General features: G+C 35.2%; 18 protein-coding genes. 5 read left to right on the forward strand and 13 right to left on the reverse strand.

The window, feature by feature from the left end:
- Window positions 1-223 precede the first annotated feature (223 nt).
- Together MRBLBA3_RS06850 and MRBLBA3_RS06855 are read left to right on the forward strand one after the other, a co-directional pair.
- Window positions 224-781 (forward strand): GNAT family N-acetyltransferase, encoded by a 558-nt coding sequence (locus tag MRBLBA3_RS06850; RefSeq protein WP_000914737.1) that lies wholly within the window; start codon window positions 224-226, stop codon window positions 779-781.
- A gap of 110 nt (window positions 782-891) precedes the next feature.
- Window positions 892-1,011 (forward strand): YfhE family protein, encoded by a 120-nt coding sequence (locus MRBLBA3_RS06855; RefSeq protein ID WP_000358484.1) that lies wholly within the window; start codon window positions 892-894, stop codon window positions 1,009-1,011.
- Window positions 1,012-1,385: 374 nt separating this feature from the next.
- On the opposite strand, the gene MRBLBA3_RS06860 is transcribed toward MRBLBA3_RS06855, so the two are convergent.
- From MRBLBA3_RS06860 to nagE, 11 genes are all read right to left on the reverse strand, one after another.
- On the reverse strand, window positions 1,386-2,552 hold the full coding sequence (locus MRBLBA3_RS06860) for a diglucosyl diacylglycerol synthase (RefSeq protein WP_212089062.1): 1,167 nt from the start codon (window positions 2,550-2,552) through the stop codon (window positions 1,386-1,388).
- Window positions 2,553-3,014: 462 nt separating this feature from the next.
- Window positions 3,015-3,746 carry a pyruvate formate-lyase-activating protein gene (gene pflA, locus MRBLBA3_RS06865; protein ID WP_000238462.1) on the reverse strand — a complete coding sequence of 244 codons (732 nt, stop codon included), beginning with the start codon at window positions 3,744-3,746 and terminating at the stop codon, window positions 3,015-3,017.
- 69 nt (window positions 3,747-3,815) lie between these two features.
- Window positions 3,816-6,065: a formate C-acetyltransferase gene (gene pflB / locus MRBLBA3_RS06870; RefSeq protein ID WP_363380378.1), complete on the reverse strand. Its 2,250-nt coding sequence runs from the start codon at window positions 6,063-6,065 to the stop codon at window positions 3,816-3,818.
- 395 nt (window positions 6,066-6,460) lie between these two features.
- Window positions 6,461-8,023 carry a glycosyltransferase family 2 protein gene (locus tag MRBLBA3_RS06875; RefSeq protein ID WP_363380380.1) on the reverse strand — a complete coding sequence of 521 codons (1,563 nt, stop codon included), beginning with the start codon at window positions 8,021-8,023 and terminating at the stop codon, window positions 6,461-6,463.
- Window positions 8,016-8,981: an NAD-dependent epimerase/dehydratase family protein gene (locus tag MRBLBA3_RS06880; protein ID WP_212089054.1), complete on the reverse strand. Its 966-nt coding sequence runs from the start codon at window positions 8,979-8,981 to the stop codon at window positions 8,016-8,018. Before MRBLBA3_RS06880 ends, MRBLBA3_RS06875 begins: the two co-directional genes overlap by 8 nt.
- Window positions 8,978-10,222 carry a nucleotide sugar dehydrogenase gene (locus MRBLBA3_RS06885; RefSeq protein WP_212089052.1) on the reverse strand — a complete coding sequence of 415 codons (1,245 nt, stop codon included), beginning with the start codon at window positions 10,220-10,222 and terminating at the stop codon, window positions 8,978-8,980. The genes MRBLBA3_RS06880 and MRBLBA3_RS06885 overlap by 4 nt, the downstream gene beginning before the upstream one ends.
- Window positions 10,212-11,822, reverse strand: coding sequence for a glycosyltransferase family 2 protein (locus MRBLBA3_RS06890; protein ID WP_363380384.1), 1,611 nt, complete (start codon window positions 11,820-11,822; stop codon window positions 10,212-10,214). The genes MRBLBA3_RS06885 and MRBLBA3_RS06890 overlap by 11 nt, the downstream gene beginning before the upstream one ends.
- Complete coding sequence (locus tag MRBLBA3_RS06895) at window positions 11,773-11,967, reverse strand: hypothetical protein (RefSeq protein WP_000899472.1); 195 nt, start codon at window positions 11,965-11,967, stop codon at window positions 11,773-11,775. Before MRBLBA3_RS06895 ends, MRBLBA3_RS06890 begins: the two co-directional genes overlap by 50 nt.
- Before the next feature lie 16 nt (window positions 11,968-11,983).
- Entirely contained in the window at window positions 11,984-12,385 is a 402-nt protein-coding gene (locus MRBLBA3_RS06900; RefSeq protein WP_000335535.1) for a hypothetical protein, read from the reverse strand.
- A gap of 193 nt (window positions 12,386-12,578) precedes the next feature.
- A complete protein-coding gene (locus tag MRBLBA3_RS06905) occupies window positions 12,579-13,829 on the reverse strand; it encodes a serine hydrolase domain-containing protein (RefSeq protein WP_212089048.1) in 1,251 nt (416 codons plus the stop codon).
- A 264-nt stretch (window positions 13,830-14,093) separates the two neighbouring features.
- Window positions 14,094-15,587, reverse strand: coding sequence for an N-acetylglucosamine-specific PTS transporter subunit IIBC (nagE, locus tag MRBLBA3_RS06910; protein WP_212089046.1), 1,494 nt, complete (start codon window positions 15,585-15,587; stop codon window positions 14,094-14,096).
- Between the two features lie 324 nt (window positions 15,588-15,911).
- On the opposite strand from nagE, the gene glsA reads away from it, so the two are divergent.
- Together glsA and MRBLBA3_RS06920 are read left to right on the forward strand one after the other, a co-directional pair.
- Window positions 15,912-16,841, forward strand: coding sequence for a glutaminase A (glsA, locus tag MRBLBA3_RS06915; protein ID WP_001149855.1), 930 nt, complete (start codon window positions 15,912-15,914; stop codon window positions 16,839-16,841).
- 176 nt (window positions 16,842-17,017) lie between these two features.
- Window positions 17,018-17,359 carry a DUF3969 family protein gene (locus tag MRBLBA3_RS06920; protein WP_000766602.1) on the forward strand — a complete coding sequence of 114 codons (342 nt, stop codon included), beginning with the start codon at window positions 17,018-17,020 and terminating at the stop codon, window positions 17,357-17,359.
- 22 nt (window positions 17,360-17,381) lie between these two features.
- Here the strand turns inward: MRBLBA3_RS06920 and MRBLBA3_RS06925 are convergent, their stop codons facing one another.
- Window positions 17,382-17,540, reverse strand: coding sequence for a hypothetical protein (locus MRBLBA3_RS06925; RefSeq protein WP_080743487.1), 159 nt, complete (start codon window positions 17,538-17,540; stop codon window positions 17,382-17,384).
- Window positions 17,541-17,655: 115 nt separating this feature from the next.
- On the reverse strand, window positions 17,656-18,267 hold the full coding sequence (gene ytaF / locus MRBLBA3_RS06930) for a sporulation membrane protein YtaF (protein WP_363380390.1): 612 nt from the start codon (window positions 18,265-18,267) through the stop codon (window positions 17,656-17,658).
- A 129-nt stretch (window positions 18,268-18,396) separates the two neighbouring features.
- Here ytaF and MRBLBA3_RS06935 point away from each other — a divergent pair, with 129 nt between their 5' ends.
- A complete protein-coding gene (locus tag MRBLBA3_RS06935) occupies window positions 18,397-19,050 on the forward strand; it encodes a DUF1232 domain-containing protein (protein ID WP_097808379.1) in 654 nt (217 codons plus the stop codon).
- The last annotated feature ends 93 nt before the right edge of the window (window positions 19,051-19,143 follow it).

Consider the following 19,143-nt stretch of genomic DNA (forward strand, 5'->3'; position numbering starts at 1 on the left):
TAAAGTATTATACGATTATAAACTGAATGAAACCATAATCAATTTGTGTCGTGATTATCATTTTCAAATTGATGAATGGGGAAGGCAAATGGTGCGCCACCAGCGTTATAAACTGGTTCTAGTGGGTTCGATTCCCACCCCGAAATTTTTTAAAGATTGATATAAAAATTTCGAGGGTGGGGTGCTTTTTCGTCATGCTACCCTCGTGTGAGGAGGAGTTAGTGTGTTGAAAAAACGCGACTTACACGACAGCCACGTTCTATACGAATTAATGGTGGATCCAGCTGTCTTCCCTTTTGTGCGTCAAAAGGCTTATTCTTATGAGGAATATTTATTTTTAACGAAACAAACGATTGAAGCTGAAGAGCGTGGGGAATTAATTTCACGCACAATTTTAGATGAATGGGGTAACCCTATCGGAACAATTACTTTATTTGATGTGCAAGAAAAAGCCGGATTCCTTGGAACATGGCTTGGAAAACCGTACCATGGCAAAGGCTATAATAAATTGGCGAAAGATTCATTTTTTAGCGAACTTTTCTATGAATTAGATATTGAAACAATTTTTATGCGTATTCGCAAAATAAATATTCGTTCTATTAAAGCTGCCGAAAAACTACAATATGTAAATCTAGCAAATGAAACAAGAAAAGCCGTTTATGATGAAATTAACGCAAATGAAGAAGTATATAACCTATATGAAATTCCAAAAGATCAATATACACTTGCTACAATGCGAGATACAACATTCCAAGATGCTCATCAATTAAAAGAAGCATAGTCTAAATTTTTTGAAATGATAATTATTCAATACTAGTTTGACATATATGTATATCACCCCATGTCTTTGGAAACGATAGATAGTGACTTTAAGACACGAGGTGATTTGTAATGGATAAAAAGAAACGTGACAAAGCAAAAAACACATTATCTAGTACACAAGAAGTTCTTTATCAACGAGAATTTCGAAAAGCAGATCGTGCAGCGGGATATCGCTCAAAAAGTATTTAAAGTGAAACTGAATAATTAGAAGGTTTTCCCCCCCTAATTATTCAGTTTCATTGCATAAGATTTTCCAATGGATTGGCAAAAAAGGTTCCTTATAAATAAGGAACCTTTTTTGTGGACAACTTTATCCACAAAACCCATAGAATTGTGCATAAATTCCAAAAACCTTTTGCGAATTCATTCATTTAAATGAACACCAAACGCTAGAATTGTGGATAATTTTCTAAAAATTGTGGATTATGTGGATATAGTTGTTAATATTCCGATTTTACTGTCTAATGAAAGCGCAATCCTTTGTGGATAAGTTAATAATTCACGCTTACTTTTGTTACAATAATAAAAAACCCTCTTTAAAAGTTTAAAAGAGGGGTTTCATATTAAGTAAAAGATTCGGCAAGAGCTGGTGATTTAATAGGTATACGACTCGGCTCTGCATGATTTTCTGCCAAAATTGCATCCACAATATGACCAGCTGGTTCAGGACGATAAATACTTTTCATCGCCTCTTTCATTTGGAGAAGCTTTATATCATCTTGCAATAACGTCTCTGTTTTTGCAAAAACTTCACTATCATCACGGATTACAACTGCTGCACCTTTTCTTTCAAAATACAACGCATTTTCATTTTCTTGTCCTGGGACAGGCTTATATAAAATGACAGGTACTTGTAATGCTGCTGCTTCGCTTAATGTAATACCACCTGGCTTCGTAATCATACAAGAAGTAACACGGAATAACTCATCAATGTTTTCAACATAACCAAATACTTTTAAAGCATCAGAACTTTGCTCCTGCAGCCCCAATAATTCCTGCTCTAAAGCTTCATTTTTCCCACAAACGACAACTACTTGTAAGTTTGGTACTGACATAAATGACTGGCATAGTTCTTTTACACTTCCTAGCACACCATGAGCACCTGCTACAATTAGTAAAATCTTTTTATCCTTACATAACTGATATTTATTATATATAATTTCTGGATTTATCTTTAGCTCAAAACTACTACGAATCGGAATCCCGGTTTCAACAATTTGCTCTGCAGGCACACCAATATCAACCATCACTTTTTTCACATGATCGGTTGCTACAAAATAACGATCTACTTCTCGATGGATCCATATTTTATGAACGCAAAAATCTGTTAATACGTTATAAACAGGAATAGAAATACCTATTTGCTTTTTCAATTCTGGTACAGCGATGATTGGAAAGGTATTAATAACAATATCCGGTTTCTCTACCTCTAATAGCGACTTCAAACGCTTTCTTCCAAAATTCGCATACCACGATGCTATTTTTTTATCATAAATTTTCTCTACACCATAATAAAACAAACGATATAATTCTTTTCCTATCGTATAGCTTTTTAAATATAAATATTTTGTAATATCGGTTATAACTGGATGTGATTCTCCAAACAAGTCGCATACAATTACATCTTTGATTCCTTTTTGGCGAAAGGTTTGTTCTAATGTTTTCGCTACTTGCACATGACCGTTACCGTAATGTGCAGTTAATATTAAAACCTTGGGGTTTTTTATCAAACAAATCCACTCCTAGCTTTTTGTTTCTCCATATTGCATATACGACAATAGGAAAAACATTTTCCTTAAACATTACATACTCGGATTCCAATATTCCCCTGTTAGCTATGTACCTGTCGTGGATATGCAAAGCATATAAGATTGACCCCTTAATCCTATCTGTGCTCATATCTTTACATTATACTTTCCTATACGAGCTTTCGCAATAACTTACAAATGTTCTATATTCCATGATACTCACTCTTTTACTTCTTAATTCTTTTTACTATTTTGATTTCCCTTTACAATTATGTAAATTTCTCCGCTTATTCTTTACAAAAATATGGATATTCTTTCTTCAGTATACTCTGTTCTGAATATATACTCTAGATTTTATTATAAAGTGAAGGCTAATAATCAGTGGGCGTTTACTGTCCACAAATAGAGGGATAAAGAAACAAAAAGTCTAATCCAATATTTGGATTAGACTGCTTTTAAAATATGTTTCGCATGCTCAACATTTTCTTCTGTCGGTGGATTCACATCCGCAAGTGGATACTTATGTCCAAGTGCCTCCCATTTATAAACACCGAGTTTATGGTATGGTAACACTTCCACTTTCTTAACATTCGATAGACTTTGAATAAAACTTGATAATTTTTGCAGATCCTCTTCACCATCGGTAACACCAGGAACCAATACATGTCTTACCCAAATTGGTTTCTTTTTATCCGATAAATAACGAGCAAATTGTAAAATGTGTTCATTTGGTTTCCCTGTTAATTTACGATGTTTCTTTGAATCAATATGCTTCAAATCCAATAAAACTAAATCTGTATAGTCCATTAAAATATCTAGCTTATTTTGGAATTCTGGCTCTTCAGAATAACAACCGCCAGAAGAATCGATCGTTGTATGGATACCAGCTTCTTTACATTTTTTAAACAACTCAATTAAGAAGTCTAGCTGTAATAGTGGCTCTCCACCGCTAACTGTTATACCGCCTCCAGAAGCTTCAATAAATGGAAGGTAACATGTCACATCCTGCATCACTTCTTCAACTGTTATTTCTTTACCTTTACCGATTTCCCACGTATCAGCATTATGACAATATTGACAACGTAATAAACACCCTTGTGTAAATATGACATAACGAATCCCTGGGCCATCAACAGTACCACAAGACTCTACAGAATGTATTCTTCCTTTTACCATGTTACTTCCTCCTTTATTGAAACAGCCTCCCTCCGCTATATATTAAAAACGGAGGGACACTTTTTTCACTTACATGCTTTCATGCATTGTACGGTTAATTACATCAATTTGTTGTTCACGAGTTAATTTAATAAAGTTAACAGCGTAACCAGATACACGAATTGTTAATTGTGGATATTTTTCAGGATGCTCCATTGCATCCATTAATGTTTCACGGTTAAATACGTTAATATTTAAATGGTGTCCTTCTTTTATTGCATATCCATCAAGCATAGATACTAAATTGCGTACTTGTACATCATCTTCTTTACCAAGTGCTTTTGGAATGATAGAGAATGTATTAGAAATACCATCTTGTGCATCTTCATATGGTAATTTAGCTACAGATAATAGTGACGCTAATGCACCTTTTGTATCACGGCCATGCATTGGGTTTGCACCCGGTGCAAATGGTTCTCCAGTACGACGGCCATCTGGAGTATTACCAGTTTTCTTACCGTATACTACGTTAGATGTAATTGTTAAGATTGACATTGTATGAACAGAATTTCTGTATGTTTTATGCTTACGAAGTTTATTCATAAATGCTTTCACAAGATTTACAGCGATCTCATCTACACGGTCATCATTGTTACCGTATTTAGGGAAATCTCCTTCAATTTCAAAGTCAACTGCAATACCATTTTCATCACGAATTGGTTTTACTTTTGCGTATTTAATTGCACTTAATGAGTCTGCTACTACAGACAATCCTGCGATACCTGTTGCCATTGTACGAAGAACATTTGTATCATGAAGCGCCATTTCAATACGTTCGTAGCTATATTTATCGTGCATGTAGTGGATAACATTTAATGTGTTTAAATATAGACCCGCTAACCATTCCATTGTCATATCAAACTTATGCATAACCTCTTCATAATCTAATACTTCAGAAGCAATTGGTGCATACTCAGGACCAACTTGCGCTTTCGATTTTTCATCTTTACCGCCGTTAATCGCATATAGTAATGCTTTCGCTAAGTTTGCACGTGCTCCGAAGAACTGCATTTGTTTACCAATTCTCATTGCAGATACACAACAAGCAATACCGTAGTCATCGCCGTAATCAGGACGCATAATGTCATCATTTTCATATTGAATTGCTGATGTTTTAATAGACATTTTCGCACAATAGTTTTTAAAGTTCTCTGGTAATTGTTTAGACCAAAGAACTGTTAAGTTTGGTTCTGGAGCTGGTCCTAAATTATCTAATGTATGCAAGAAACGGAATGAGTTTTTTGTTACTAACGGACGACCGTCTAACGCCATACCACCGATAGATTCAGTTACCCAAGTTGGATCACCAGAGAATAATTCATTATAATCAGGTGTTCTTGCGAATTTTACAAGACGTAATTTCATAATGAAATGATCCACGATTTCTTGTGCTTCTTCTTCTGTTAAAGTACCATTTGCTAAATCTCTTTCAATGTAAACATCTAAGAATGTAGATGTACGTCCAAGACTCATTGCTGCTCCGTTTTGCTCTTTAATTGCTGCAAGATAAGCAAAGTATAACCATTGGAAGGCCTCTTGTGCATTTGTAGCTGGCTTAGAAATATCGAATCCATGAGAAGCAGCCATCTGTTTTAACTCTTGAAGTGCACGCATTTGCTCAGATAATTCTTCGCGTAAGCGCATTGTCTCTTCGCTCATTACACCACCAGTTAAATTAAAATCAGCTTTTTTCGCTTCAATTAAACGATCTATACCATATAATGCTACGCGGCGATAATCACCGATAATACGTCCACGTCCATATGCATCTGGAAGACCAGTAATAACACCTGACTTACGAGCCGCTTTCATTTCTGGTGTGTATGCATCAAATACACCTTGATTATGAGTTTTACGCCAGTCTCTGAAAATACTGCTAAGTTCTTTATCCATTTCATATCCATACGCTTCACAAGCTTGTTCCGCCATACGAATACCACCATATGGTTGTAAAGAACGTTTAAATGGTTTATCAGTTTGGAAACCGACCACTTTCTCAATATCTTTATTTAAATATCCTGGGTCATGTGATGTAATAGAAGAAACAATTTTTGTATCCATATCAAGAACGCCACCGTTTTCACGTTCCTTTGTTGTTAAATCCATTACTTGATCCCAAAGTTTCTTCGTTGCTTCAGTTGCTCCCGCTAAGAAAGAGTCCTCTCCCTCGTAAACGTTTACATTATTTAAAATGAAATCGCGAACATCAATCTCTGCTTTCCATTTTTCACCTTTAAAGTTTTCCCACGCGTTTTTTACATTTTCTAATACTTGAGTCATCCTAATCTCCTCCATTTTTGATTAGTACAGGACTAAGATTTTTTATATAACAGCTTACACACTTAGAATACTACTTTTTTTCGAAAGTGGACGAAATAGTTGTGACATGTTTGTGAAATGTTGAGCAAACCACTACATACATAGTGTTAACCTCATATAAAACTCTTTAGAATTAACCCTTTCTTTAATTGTATTTTTTTGGCATTCTTATATACGAGTCCTATTTTGTAATATAAGAACGATACCCATTGTAGAGCTGTAATACTCTTATCTCCTAATCTGTTATAGTTTTTATAACAGAGCAAAAAAGTGTACATACGTTGTACACTTTTTTTGTTACCGCTATAAAGTGAAACATTAATCAGTGGGAGATACCGAATTTTGAGGCGGGAGTTTTACTGCCCGTTAAAGCGGGATAAAATCTCTCTTTTTCTATTTCCATCATCGAATCCACCACGACTGCCCTTTAATGCAATTAATTGCTCTAACCCTTCTATATGATCACCTATAATTCGAAGGACAGCTGGAGGATGACCTATTTTTGCAAAATGTTCACTGGGACGAATACGGTTCATCTTATCGACCTCAACACGACTTACACACGCGATTTCGAATCCTGAAAGAATAGCTTTCACTTGCGCTACGCAAGGTGACAGTAAAGATCTATACCCAATTGATTTCAAACACATCCGGCTAAACGCATTAGGTACAGCAATAAGAGAGCCTACTCCTAAATCTTTTCGATCACAAGCTAAATTTAATGCATATTTAAATGCAGTTACAAGATGCAGTGGTACTCTCAAATCTAAATAATGATTTAAATCATTTAATGCGACATCTGTTCCATCTGCAATTGCTTTTGCAAAGGGATATAGCTCACTAGCTGGAATAACAAAATCGCCGTCTATAAATAACACAATTTCTCCTTTTGCAAAATAAATTCCAAGCGAACGCCCCACATCGTTTCCAAGTGCTTCTTTATATACAATTGTTGTTGCTCCCTTTTCTTTTGCAATTGTTGCCGTTTTATCGGACGAACCATTTACAACAACGATGATTTCAAAAGGTTCAATTTTGCGAAGCTCTTCTATAACGTTCCCAATTGTTTCCTCTTCATCTTGTACAGGAATAATTACCGATAATTGCTCTCCTTTATACAAATTAGATGTAACGCCCCATCCTTGATAAAATTCTTCAAAATTTAAAGTATGATAGACACTCTCTCTTTTCCTATTTCCATCATAATATCCTCCGCGCTCATCGCTGCCTACTATCCGCTCTGCTACAGCTTCTATATGATCACCTATCATTCGTTTTTCAGATTGAGAAAGATCCGTGCCATATGCAGCATGCTCGAGTGGACGAAATTTATTCGGCGTAATAACATCAATTGCACAATGACGACTAATTTTCCATTTACTTTGTGCTAAGCGTAAATGGGCCACAATAGGATTAACAAAACATTCATATCCAATACTTTGAACGACTTCTTTCGTCAACGCATGAGGTACAGATAATAAAGAATCAATTTTTAATTCTTCGCGCTCTAACATTGCATTTAATATTTGGCGCCATACTGTAATAGAATGTGGTTTTTGATTCTTTAAAAATAATGCGTCCAAATTATTTAAAGCGATATCCGCCTGATCATGCAAAATCGGATTAAGGAATAGTTGTAATTTTGAAGTTTGAATAGCAAAATCACCATCTACAAACAGCAATACATCACCTATCGCATGTTTCGCACCAACTGCACGTCCAACGTCGTTACCAAGTGACTCTTTATACTGGATTACTGTACATCCTAAGCTCTCAGCAATCGCTTCTGTACCATCATTACAACCATTTGCTACTACAATAATCTCTACTGGATTTAGTGGTTTTACCGATTGAATCACGTCTGAAATCGTATCTACTTCATTACATACGGGAATAATAACCGATAATGACTTAGCCATTGCTTTCTTCACGAAACCATTTAATAGTTTCTTTCAATCCTTGTTCCCACGTTACTGTCGCTTGAAATTGAACAAGTTCTCTTAATTTTGTTACGTCTGGTCTTCTATTTGGAATTTCCTCAAAACCATGTGGGTATACTTCTTCAAAAGGAACCTGTACAATTTTCGAAGAAGAATTCGTTAGTTTTTTGATTACTTCTGCTACTTCTTTTATACTCTTTTCATTCTCAGAACCTATATTAATAATCTCACCATTTACCTTCTCATCCATTGCTCGAATCGTTGCCTCTACCGCATCACTTACATACGTAAAGCAACGTGTCTGCTTTCCATCCCCATATACGAGAATGTCTTCTCCTTGTAAAGCCGCACGGATAAATCGTGGGATTACCCCTGCATACGGACCATCTTTCGCTCTTGGACCATAAATATTAAAATAACGAACAATCGTTACCGGTAAACCTTCTAATGCGTACCCTAAACATAATGTCTCTTCTAACGTTTTACAAACTGCATAACTCCAGCGTATTTTAGAAGTTGCCCCGTATAAACGATCTCCTTCTTCAGAGAATGGCGGCTCTCCCTTTCCATATACTTCAGAAGTAGATGCAAATACTACTTTCTTCTTCCCTTTTAACGCTGCTTGCAAAATGTTTCTCGTCCCATCAAAATTTGTTTCAATAAGCTCTACACTTTTTTCCATTGTCGTTTTAACACCTAATATTGCCGCTAAATGAAATACTACATCATGTTGATTTACTAATTCATAAATAGAATTTTTATCTAAAACACTTATTGGAATAACCCGAATTTCTTTCATTAACTCATCATGATATTTAATTTTCCCTTTATAGAAGTTATCCACAATCGTGACTTCATAACCTCTTTTCACCAATTCTTCAGCTAGATGCGACCCAATGAATCCTGCTCCACCTGTAATTAAACATTTCTTACTCATACACTCACCTTCTTTATAATTCCACGTGTATCTATTAATCGCTCAATTCCTTTAAATAGATTCCAATCGATATTAGAGTGATCCGTTACAATTAAAATACAATCCGCTTGTTTAATTCTTTGTTCATCTAATGAGACGGATTGATATAGTGTATCTCCAATTTTCGCTGTAGAAATATACGGATCATGATATTCTATCTTGTATCCTTCTTTTATTAATAATTGAATAATCGGCAACGCTGGTGATTCTCTCAAATCATTTACATCTTTCTTATATGCAATCCCTACAATTAAAACCGTTGCTGGTGATTGCACCACATCTTTCACTTTCCCGATTATTTTCTCTGGCATTTCTTCATTAATTACATGTGCTGCCTCAATTAATTGACTAATTGCTCCAGCTTTTCTTATTCTCCATTGAAAATACAAAGGATCTACCGGGATACAATGTCCCCCTATTCCTGGTCCTGGCCAATACGGAGTAAATCCAAACGGTTTTGTAGATGCAGCTTCAAGCACCTCATAAAAATTAATATTCAAACTTTCACAAAGTATATTTAACTCATTTACTAATGAAATATTAACTAAGCGCTGAATATTTTCAAAGAGCTTACACATCTCTGCTACTTTCGGAGAGCTAACTGGAACGACTACATCAAATATAGTGCTATATAAATCCTGTACTTTTTGTTTACACTGCTCGGTTTGTCCACTAATAACTTTTGGAATTGTTTCAACTGAATACTGGCTATTCGCTGGATCAATTCGCTCTGGAGAATACCCAATATAATAATCTTCTCCTACCTTTTTACCTGTTTGAGAAATAATAGGAATAATAACTTCCTCCAGTGTACCTGGATATGTGGAGCTTTCAAAAATGAAGGTTTGTCCTTTTTGAAGGTGTTGTTGTATATAATAAGAGGATGAAACGAGGGCACTTAAATCGGGTTCTTTATTCTCATTAATTGGCGTTGGCACAGTCACAATAACATACTCACTATTTTGGAACTCCGTAACACCTTTATCTGGTGTATTTACTATTAATTTTCTTTCGTTCAATAAATTTTGTAATACGTTAGAAGAAACATCAGGAATATAACTTTCTCCTTTGGTTATTAATTCTATCTTCCTAGTATCTTTATCTAATCCAAGTACAGCATGTCCTCTTTCTGCAAAAAGGACAGCCAAAGGAAGGCCAACATATCCTAATCCAATAATAGTTACTTTACTACTAGCATCCATCTATATTTTCTTCTTCCTTTCTCAATTGTTGAATTATATCTCTATCCCGCTCTCCATCTGTAAATCCTCCGCGTTCGTCCGTATATTGTAATAAATACGCAATCGCCTCAAGCTGATCACCAAAAATACGGTCAAATGCTGGGATACGTCCATTTACAAAACCATGTTGCTCTGGGCGTACTCGATTTGTTTTTATAACATCTACAAATTCCACTGCTGTAATGGAGCATTCTTCTAAAATAGCTTTCATTTGAGCTAATGGTGGAATGACAAGAGAATCATACCCAATTTTCTCTATTACCTTTTTACGCATAGCATGTGGTACTGCCGTTAACGAGTTGTTCCATAAATCTGGTCGTTTTGCTACCAAATTCACGAAATATTTCCCCATACTAATTGGATCTGCTGGGTGAAACATATCTAACAAACATTGCAAATCATTTAACGCCACATCATTCCCGTCTTCAATAGCATGCAAAAATGGAATTAGTTTTTTTGCCGGAATAGCAAAATCACCATCAACAAATAAACAAATATCTGCCGTAGCATGCATAGTCCCTATCGCTCGTGCTACATTATGGCCAAGCGCCTTCGTGAATTCAACTACAATAACATTCTCTAACTTTGCTTGTTTAATCGTCTCACCATCTGCTCCATTCGCAACAACTATAATTTCATCTACACCTGCTTTTTTCACTTCTTGTATAACAGATCTGATAGTCATTTTTTCTTCTGACACTGGTATAATCGCACTATATTTCGCCTTTTCCTTTTGTAATAAAACTGGTTTATACTTCCCTATAAACTCTCTATCCCTATTTCCCTCCGAAAAACCGCCACGTTTACCATATGTTTCGATTACATATTGCAAAGCACGTAAATGATCACCCATAATACGACTAGTCGCTTTTGGATAAGGAGAACCAGGTGATGTACCAGTATGCACAGGACGAACTTTATTTGTGTGAATTACATCGACCGAAGCCATATCAACAATATCTACTCCTCTAGACATCGCCATCGCTTGAAATAATGCTGGATCTGCTAAATTCCACCATCCAAGCCTCTCGATAATTTCTCTACTCATCGCATGTGGAATTGCGATTAAAGATCCGACAACAAGCTCTTTTTTATTCAAATAACGATTCAACATACATTTTCCAACTGTCGTATAATGTGGTCTCACCTTTAAATACACAGACCATGTTAAATTATTCACAACAATTTGATGCCCCTGCTGGATTCCTTTCACGAAACGTTGTAGCTCTACATTATCAATAACGATATCACCATCTAAAAATAATACGATGTCACCTTTTGCTTCTCTAGCTCCAATTGCCCTTCCAACATCATTGCCAAGAGAATGTTTATAATAAATCACGCGGCAATGATGTTGGAAGGCTATCTCTTTTGTCTCATCTGTCGATCCATTATCTACTACGATAATTTCATAAGGCTCGAGCTTCTCCACTTCTACTAAGACTTGTGATAAAGTACTTGCTTCATTATGCACTGGAATAACAACTGATACTTTCATACTTGCATCACTCTTACCCTTCCAAGCGAACATAAGAAATAATAGGGATACGTACAAGTACATCTTCCGGTGGTCCATAAGAAGGAGAAGTACGAACACTTACTGCTCCATCCGTCACAGATAAAAGAATGCCTGCAACAATTTCTACAGCTGTCACAACTTGCACTAACTCACCAACATGGTTACGCAATTCATCAGTAAATAACATATATAAGTCTCCTTTCTTACACTTCTTTAATTGATATAATACTTGTAAATGGTAATAAAACTTCAGTTCCTATTCCTTCTTGCAGCGTTAAGAAATCGTCACCAACTGCTACAATAACACCCGTTAACTGTCCAACTGTCACAGTAATTTCGACGTTTTTACCTAAATACTGCTTTGCAATTTCTTTAAATGGTGATGTATTACATTCTTTTAAAATGTTACAAATAATAGATTGGAATTGACTTGATTCTATAAAATCTTCCGTAGCTTGCTTAGAATTTCTTTGAATAAACCTTGCGAAGTTTTGCGAAAATAAAAGTCGTTCCACAGCAGGCAATAACTTGTCATCTAAAAAATAACCTAATTGTCTATTAAACAGTCTGGATAATTTATGCCAATATTTTCTGAACAGACACATACGCTTCTCCTCCTATTATTTTTAAAGTATAAAAAATAACATCCATACATCTTAATGTATACAAAGCAGCTTTTTTTGTGATAGGTAAGACATACATTTTCTAGAACATATTCATTATTTTTGTATTACATTAATGAATAATCGTGGATATATTTTCTCAATACAAAAAAGACTATCCAAAAGGGATAGTCTTTTACACTTCAATATTTCGTAACATCGTATAAATGTCGTTATTCACTTTGCCAAATGATTTAATATTGTTCTGAATGTTAGATAATAAAACAACATATACACTGCCATTTTTACTAAATCCATTTAAGCAATTCCAACCTGGCATTACACCATGATTTGAATAACTGCCTGGGTCTACATACCAGCCAAATCCGTAATCTTTTTTGACGGCAGTAAACATTTGATTATAACTCTCTTTTGATATTAATTTTCCAGAGAATAGCGCTTCATTAAATAAATATAAATCATGCGCGCTCGTATATATATCACCACAACCATATAATTGTGACATGCTCGGAATGTTAGGTGTTGTCATATTATTATTTACTATTTTATAACCCGTTGATGGGAATCTTGTTTGTTCTAACGCTTTACCAAAACCAGAATGCTTCATACCAGCAGTAGCAAAAATATGTTGTTTAATATATTCTTCTAATGGTTGTCCACTCACCTTCTCGGCAATGTAGGCAAGTATAGAGTAGTTCGAATCTGAATACTTCCATTTCTCTCCTGGGCCTGCAATACGCTTTTGATTGCCTATCCGCTTTATCAGTTCCTCATGAGAAATATCCTCTGTTCCCTGCTCATATTCTGGAATCCCTGATGTATGTGTTAATAAATGTTTTAGTTGAATGCTATTACCTTGAGGAAAATCTGGAATATACTTTGCAATCGTATCCTCTACTTGTAATTTATTTTGATCTTTGAGTTGCATAATAGTAGTCGCTACAAATGCCTTTGAAATAGAGCCAATATAAAAGGTCGTTTCTGAATTATTCGGTACTTGCTTCTCTTTGTTCGCCATACCGTATCCTTTATTCAAAAGAACTTTTCCGTTCTTCACAATAACAGCTGTCCCACTAAATCCTGCGTTTTGTAAATATTGATCCAATTGAGCGTTTTCATTAATTTCTTGAGGCGGCCCTTCAGCAGGTTTATCTATAACTTGCGCCTGCTTTATCTGTTCTTCCTGTTCTTTTTGTTTTCTTTGTTTTTCAGCTTCTTGTCTTTTCATTTCTTCTTGCTTTTTTATCTCTTCTCGCTTCTTCATTTCTGCTGCTGCTTTTAAAGTTTCCTCTTTTTTATTATGCGCAACAATTTTTGTATACATGAAATATACAAGTGAAAATAGTAGGACGAGAATGATTGTTCTTTTTATGTATACAACCGGACGACGTACTTTCCCATTAACAGTATTTTTTTCCTGATCCATGATTACCCTTTTCCCCTTATTTACCGATAATTTAATTCATCTACACAAGACTTTTTCCAAATCATTTCAGTAGATTATAGACACTCCATTCTATGTCATCCCTACTTTATCACGCGCTGAACATATTACCAACCTATATGTATAAAAAAGAAAAAGAAAATTTACAAAAGTAAGATTCCCTTTAAAATTTCAACATAATAAAAGAGGATACCCTGTAAAAGACTGTTGTTATCAATCTTTTTGGATATCCTCTTATCTAACTATTTATACGTGTTTTTTCATATCATCGGCAACAGATTCAACATTTGTACCTACGATAACTTGTACACTTGTGTTACTTAATTTCATAACACCTTTTGCACCAGCACGTTTTAATGCTGCTTCATTTACTTGACCAGCATCTTTCACTTGTAAGCGTAGACGTGTTGCACAGTTATCAATAACTGTTAAGTTTTCTTTTCCACCTAAAGCTGCTACGTAAGTTTCACCAATTGAACCTGCAACTGGTGCATCACCCTCTTCAGCTAACTCATCGTCATCTTCACGACCAGGAGTTTTTAAATCGAACTTCTTAATTAAGAAGTAGAATACTACGAAGTAAATTGCTGCGTAAATTAAACCGATTCCTGCTAGTAACAATGGTTTTGTTGCAATACCGAAGTTTAAGAAGTAATCGATTGCCCCGGCACTAAATGAGAAACCATCGTGAATGCCAAGTGTTGTTGTAATGAATAGAGACAGACCTGTTAGTACAGCATGAATACCATATAATACTGGTGATAAGAACATGAATGAGAATTCAATTGGCTCTGTAATACCAGTTAAGAATGAAGTTAATGCTAGACCACCTAACATACCTGTAACCATTTTACGTTTTTCTGGTTTAGCAGCCGCAATCATTGCGAAACACGCTGCTGGTAAACCGAACATCATGATTGGGAAGAAACCAGTCATGAACATACCTGCTGATGGATCTTTTGCAAAGAAGCGTGCAATATCACCATGAACGATATCACCAGCTGCGTTTGTAAAGTCACCAAGTACAAACCAGAAGTATGTGTTCATTACGTGGTGTAAACCGATTGGAATTAATAAACGGTTTAATAATCCGAATAAACCAGCACCAACTGAACCTAAGTTCACGATGCCGTGTGCTACCGCATCAATACCACTTTGAATTGTTGGCCAAATTTGACCGAATACTAATCCTAAAAGAAGCATTACAATAGAAGTAATGATTGGTACGAAACGTTTCCCCGCAAAGAAACCTAACCATTCTGGTAATTTAATCTTATGGAATTTGTTATATAGTAATCCAGCAACAACCCCAGCAATAATACCACCAAGTATGGCCATATTTATTTTTGGCGTTAACGCCGCTGCTTTTGAAACTTTTGTCATTGTATCTGCTAATTTAGTTGGATCTGCTGAACCAACTAAATCCTGAACACTTTTTAATTTATCATTCAGCTCTGCTGCTGAATACGCCTTACTTAGAGCGTTCGTTGTATTTTGTAAAACAAGATATCCGATTGCCCCAGCAAGTCCTGCTGCTCCACTACCATCAATAGACAAACCGATTGCAACACCAATTGCAAAAATAAGTGCTAAATTATCAAAAATTGCTGCACCGGCCTGTGCCATAACAGGAATGTTAAATACGTCTTCTTGTCCTAAACGAAGCAATAATCCTGCTGCTGGTAGTACGGCGATTGGAAGCATTAACGCTTTACCAATACGTTGTAGAAACTGCAACATTTTAATTCCCCCTATCAAATTTATGAAATCGTTATCATTATAAGTACGCCTTAGAAAACGCTTTCTATTTACATAACCATAATAACATATAGTTGTATAGATGTGTAGTTTTTATTTTTGGATTTTTTATGGATAAATCTCCTATTTCCAAACTGTTATATAAAAGGAAAATTATCCTTTTTTAATACAGAATACTCAAAACGAAAGACCCACGATATAACATGTAACTTTCGTTTTATCATTCCACTTTTTCATGTTATTATTTATTTCCGAGCATATCGGGAAAAGTAAACTTAGTTAATTCGAAATAGGAGCGTTGGTACTATGCAGTGCATTGAAACAAACAACTTACAACAGTTGTTAGAACAAGTAAAACCATATACGAAAAAAGGAAAGCTTGCTACTTATATCCCCGAACTAGGAAATGCAAATCCAGATGATTTAGGGATTGCCATTTTCCATAAAGAAACAGAATATATCCATGCTGGCAACTCACAAACACTATTTACTCTTCAAAGTATTTCCAAAGTAATTACACTTGCACTTGCCCTTTTAGATCGTGGTGAAGAATATGTATTTTCTAAAGTTGGAATGGAGCCAACTGGTGACCCTTTTAATTCTATTATTAAGTTAGAAACGACAAGTCCTTCCAAACCTCTTAATCCAATGATTAATGCAGGTGCACTAGCTATTACAAGCATGTTGGCAGGAAAAAATAACGAAGAAAAAATGGAGCGTATTCTTCATTTTGTACGTGAAATAACAGATAATCCTACAATTAACTATTCTTCTAAAGTTGCCAATTCAGAATTAGAGACTGCTTACTTAAACCGTTCACTTTGCTACTATATGAAACAAAACGGCATTATCGATTGTGACATTGAAGAACTTATGGATTTATACACTCGTCAATGTGCAGTTGAAGTAAACTGTATCGATTTAGCACGTATTGGCTTAATTTTTGCAATGGATGGCTACGATCCATACAAGAAAAAACAAATTATCCCTAAACATATTACAAAAATTTGTAAAACATTTATGGTTACTTGCGGGATGTATAATGAATCTGGTGAATTTGCAATTCGCGTTGGGATCCCTGCAAAAAGTGGTGTAGCGGGCGGCATTTTCGGCTGCGTAAAAGGCGAAATGGGAATCGGTATTTTCGGACCAGCTTTAGATGCAAACGGAAATAGTATCGCTGGTTTTAAAATTCTTGAATTACTTTCTGCCCAAGAAGGCTGGAGTATATTTTAATTTCGGAAGTTATCCTGCTATACTAGCAGGATTTTTTATTTCATGAAAAATTTAGTTTCACCAATCATTAATAACAAAACAAAAACAATAATGAAAGTTTCGCTTTATTATGCATATTTGCTCCCCCCTCCTGAATAATATAGTACAACCTAGCGCTATATGTGGAGGTGTAAAAGATGAAACTGATATTTCAAATGGAAAAACAACCTGTTCTTGAAAAAACAATTCTTCTTTTTATATTGAGTATTGTAGAAAGCTTGAAGTTAAAAGTTGTTTCACTCGATGAAGCTCACCGATACATATTCAATTTAGAGGTGCTTGAATTATTAATGGATCGGAACATCGATGATCAAGTACTAGAGCTTATTCATTTCGGAATGGGACTTGAAGACATTCATCATGTGCTTCCTGAAGAACTTGAGCATACTATCGAAGAATTAAAGTGGCTTTGCATCCAAGTATTAAGTGAGTACAGTATGCATGAAGAGTCGGAACAATTAATTGAAGATATACGTTAAAAAAGCACCTATGTAGGTGCTTTTAATGTTTTTTTAAACTATTTTTATACGTTTCAATATTAACAGGTAATTCTTCCTCTTCTAATGTATGCTCATTTACATCTTTATGAATATGAGCACCTTTAGGCGGTTGATGATCATGCCCTTTTTTCTTATGATCAAATGCTTTCCCACGTCCCATACGGATCCCCCTTTCTTTAAAAGAAATCAGTATTAGTATGAAGAAAAGTATGTCGATATATGCAATCCCTTACCAAATTTCCAAGGAAATACTCGAACATTGTATTCTATTCTTCTTACAACAATTGGTCTATCCCAATGAGAATTAATAAAACGCCTGCAATTATAGTCGCCCATTTCCCTAAGTATTCCGCTAAAAATCTTTTACCTACATACGCAAAACCACTAATACAAATAAAACTAAACACCCCACAAATACATGCCGTAAGCCAAAGATTTAAATTTGTTACTCCAGCATCAAATCCACTTGCAATATTATTTATGGATAATGCAACTCCTAAAACAATTGCTTCAGAAAAACTAATTGTTTTAGAACCATCAAAATCTGCTTTTTCTGGATCACGTAAAATCCCCATAAGTACACTACCATCTTTAGATCCTAAAGTGTCCTTTTGACTCAAGAAAGGCTGACATAAAATAAACACCCCAATTATACCTAAAACAATTGCTCCAATAAGGTTTGCTGTAAACTCCGAAATATATAATGCAATCCAATTCCCAAAAAATCCAGCTAGTAAAGTAAATGAAAATCCAAAAAATGCGATGATAAAATTGTTAAACCACGAAATTCGAATTTTACGAATGCCATACGCAATCCCAACACCTGCATTATCTAAATTGGACGCAATTCCAATTAAAAGAATTGAAAATAAACTTGCCGTACTCATAGTACAGTCACCCCTTTTCTCACATTTCCATGTATATTATGAAAATGTTGAGCAACTGTGCCTGTCTGTTTCATATACTTGTAATAAATGCTCAACATTTTTTCAACAATAAAAAGGAGTGCCTTCACTATGCCTAAAGAAAACCCAAACGATCGACTTGGTACATTAATAAAAAAACTTTTAAAAGAACGTGCCTTATCAATGCGACAGCTAGGAATACTTACAAATATCGATCCTGCAACAATCTCAAGAATTATGAACGGCAAACAACCGCCAAAACAAAAACATCTACAAAAATTCGCTGAATGTCTTCAAGTTCCACCTCAATTGTTATTTGATGAAATGTATCCTAATTCTCCTCACATAAATAAAGGAAAGACGGATATGTACACATCTCTCGATACAATTCAGCAAACATTACAATCCTCTAACCTATTCGACTTCGAGTACACAACAACTCGTGTGAAACAAGAACTTGAAAATTATGAGCGCTATGCTCAAACTACTGAAGGCGAAAAACGTATTCATGAGAGTTTCAAAAGTAAACTAGAACAAATTGATAGTGCCGGCCCTTTCATTGAACAATTAACAAGTATGTACCAACAATTTTGTACAGAAACCATTTCAAACGAAGAACGTGCAATTATTGGGGGTGCCTTACTATATTTCATTTTATCAACAGACATTATCCCCGATTATCTTTTTCCGATTGGCTATTTAGATGATGCAATTGCCGTTGAATTAGCTAAAGAAAAATTAATTGAAGTACAACGAAGAACATAAAAAGCATAACAAGCTATTTCAGATATTGAATTTATCCACCTCTGAAATAGTTACAAAAAAATCGTACAAGCATACTTACTCGCACGATTCAAA

It is taken from the genome of Bacillus sp. LBA3-1-1.1 (assembly GCF_040676495.1).
Classification (GTDB): domain Bacteria; phylum Bacillota; class Bacilli; order Bacillales; family Bacillaceae_G; genus Bacillus_A; species Bacillus_A nitratireducens.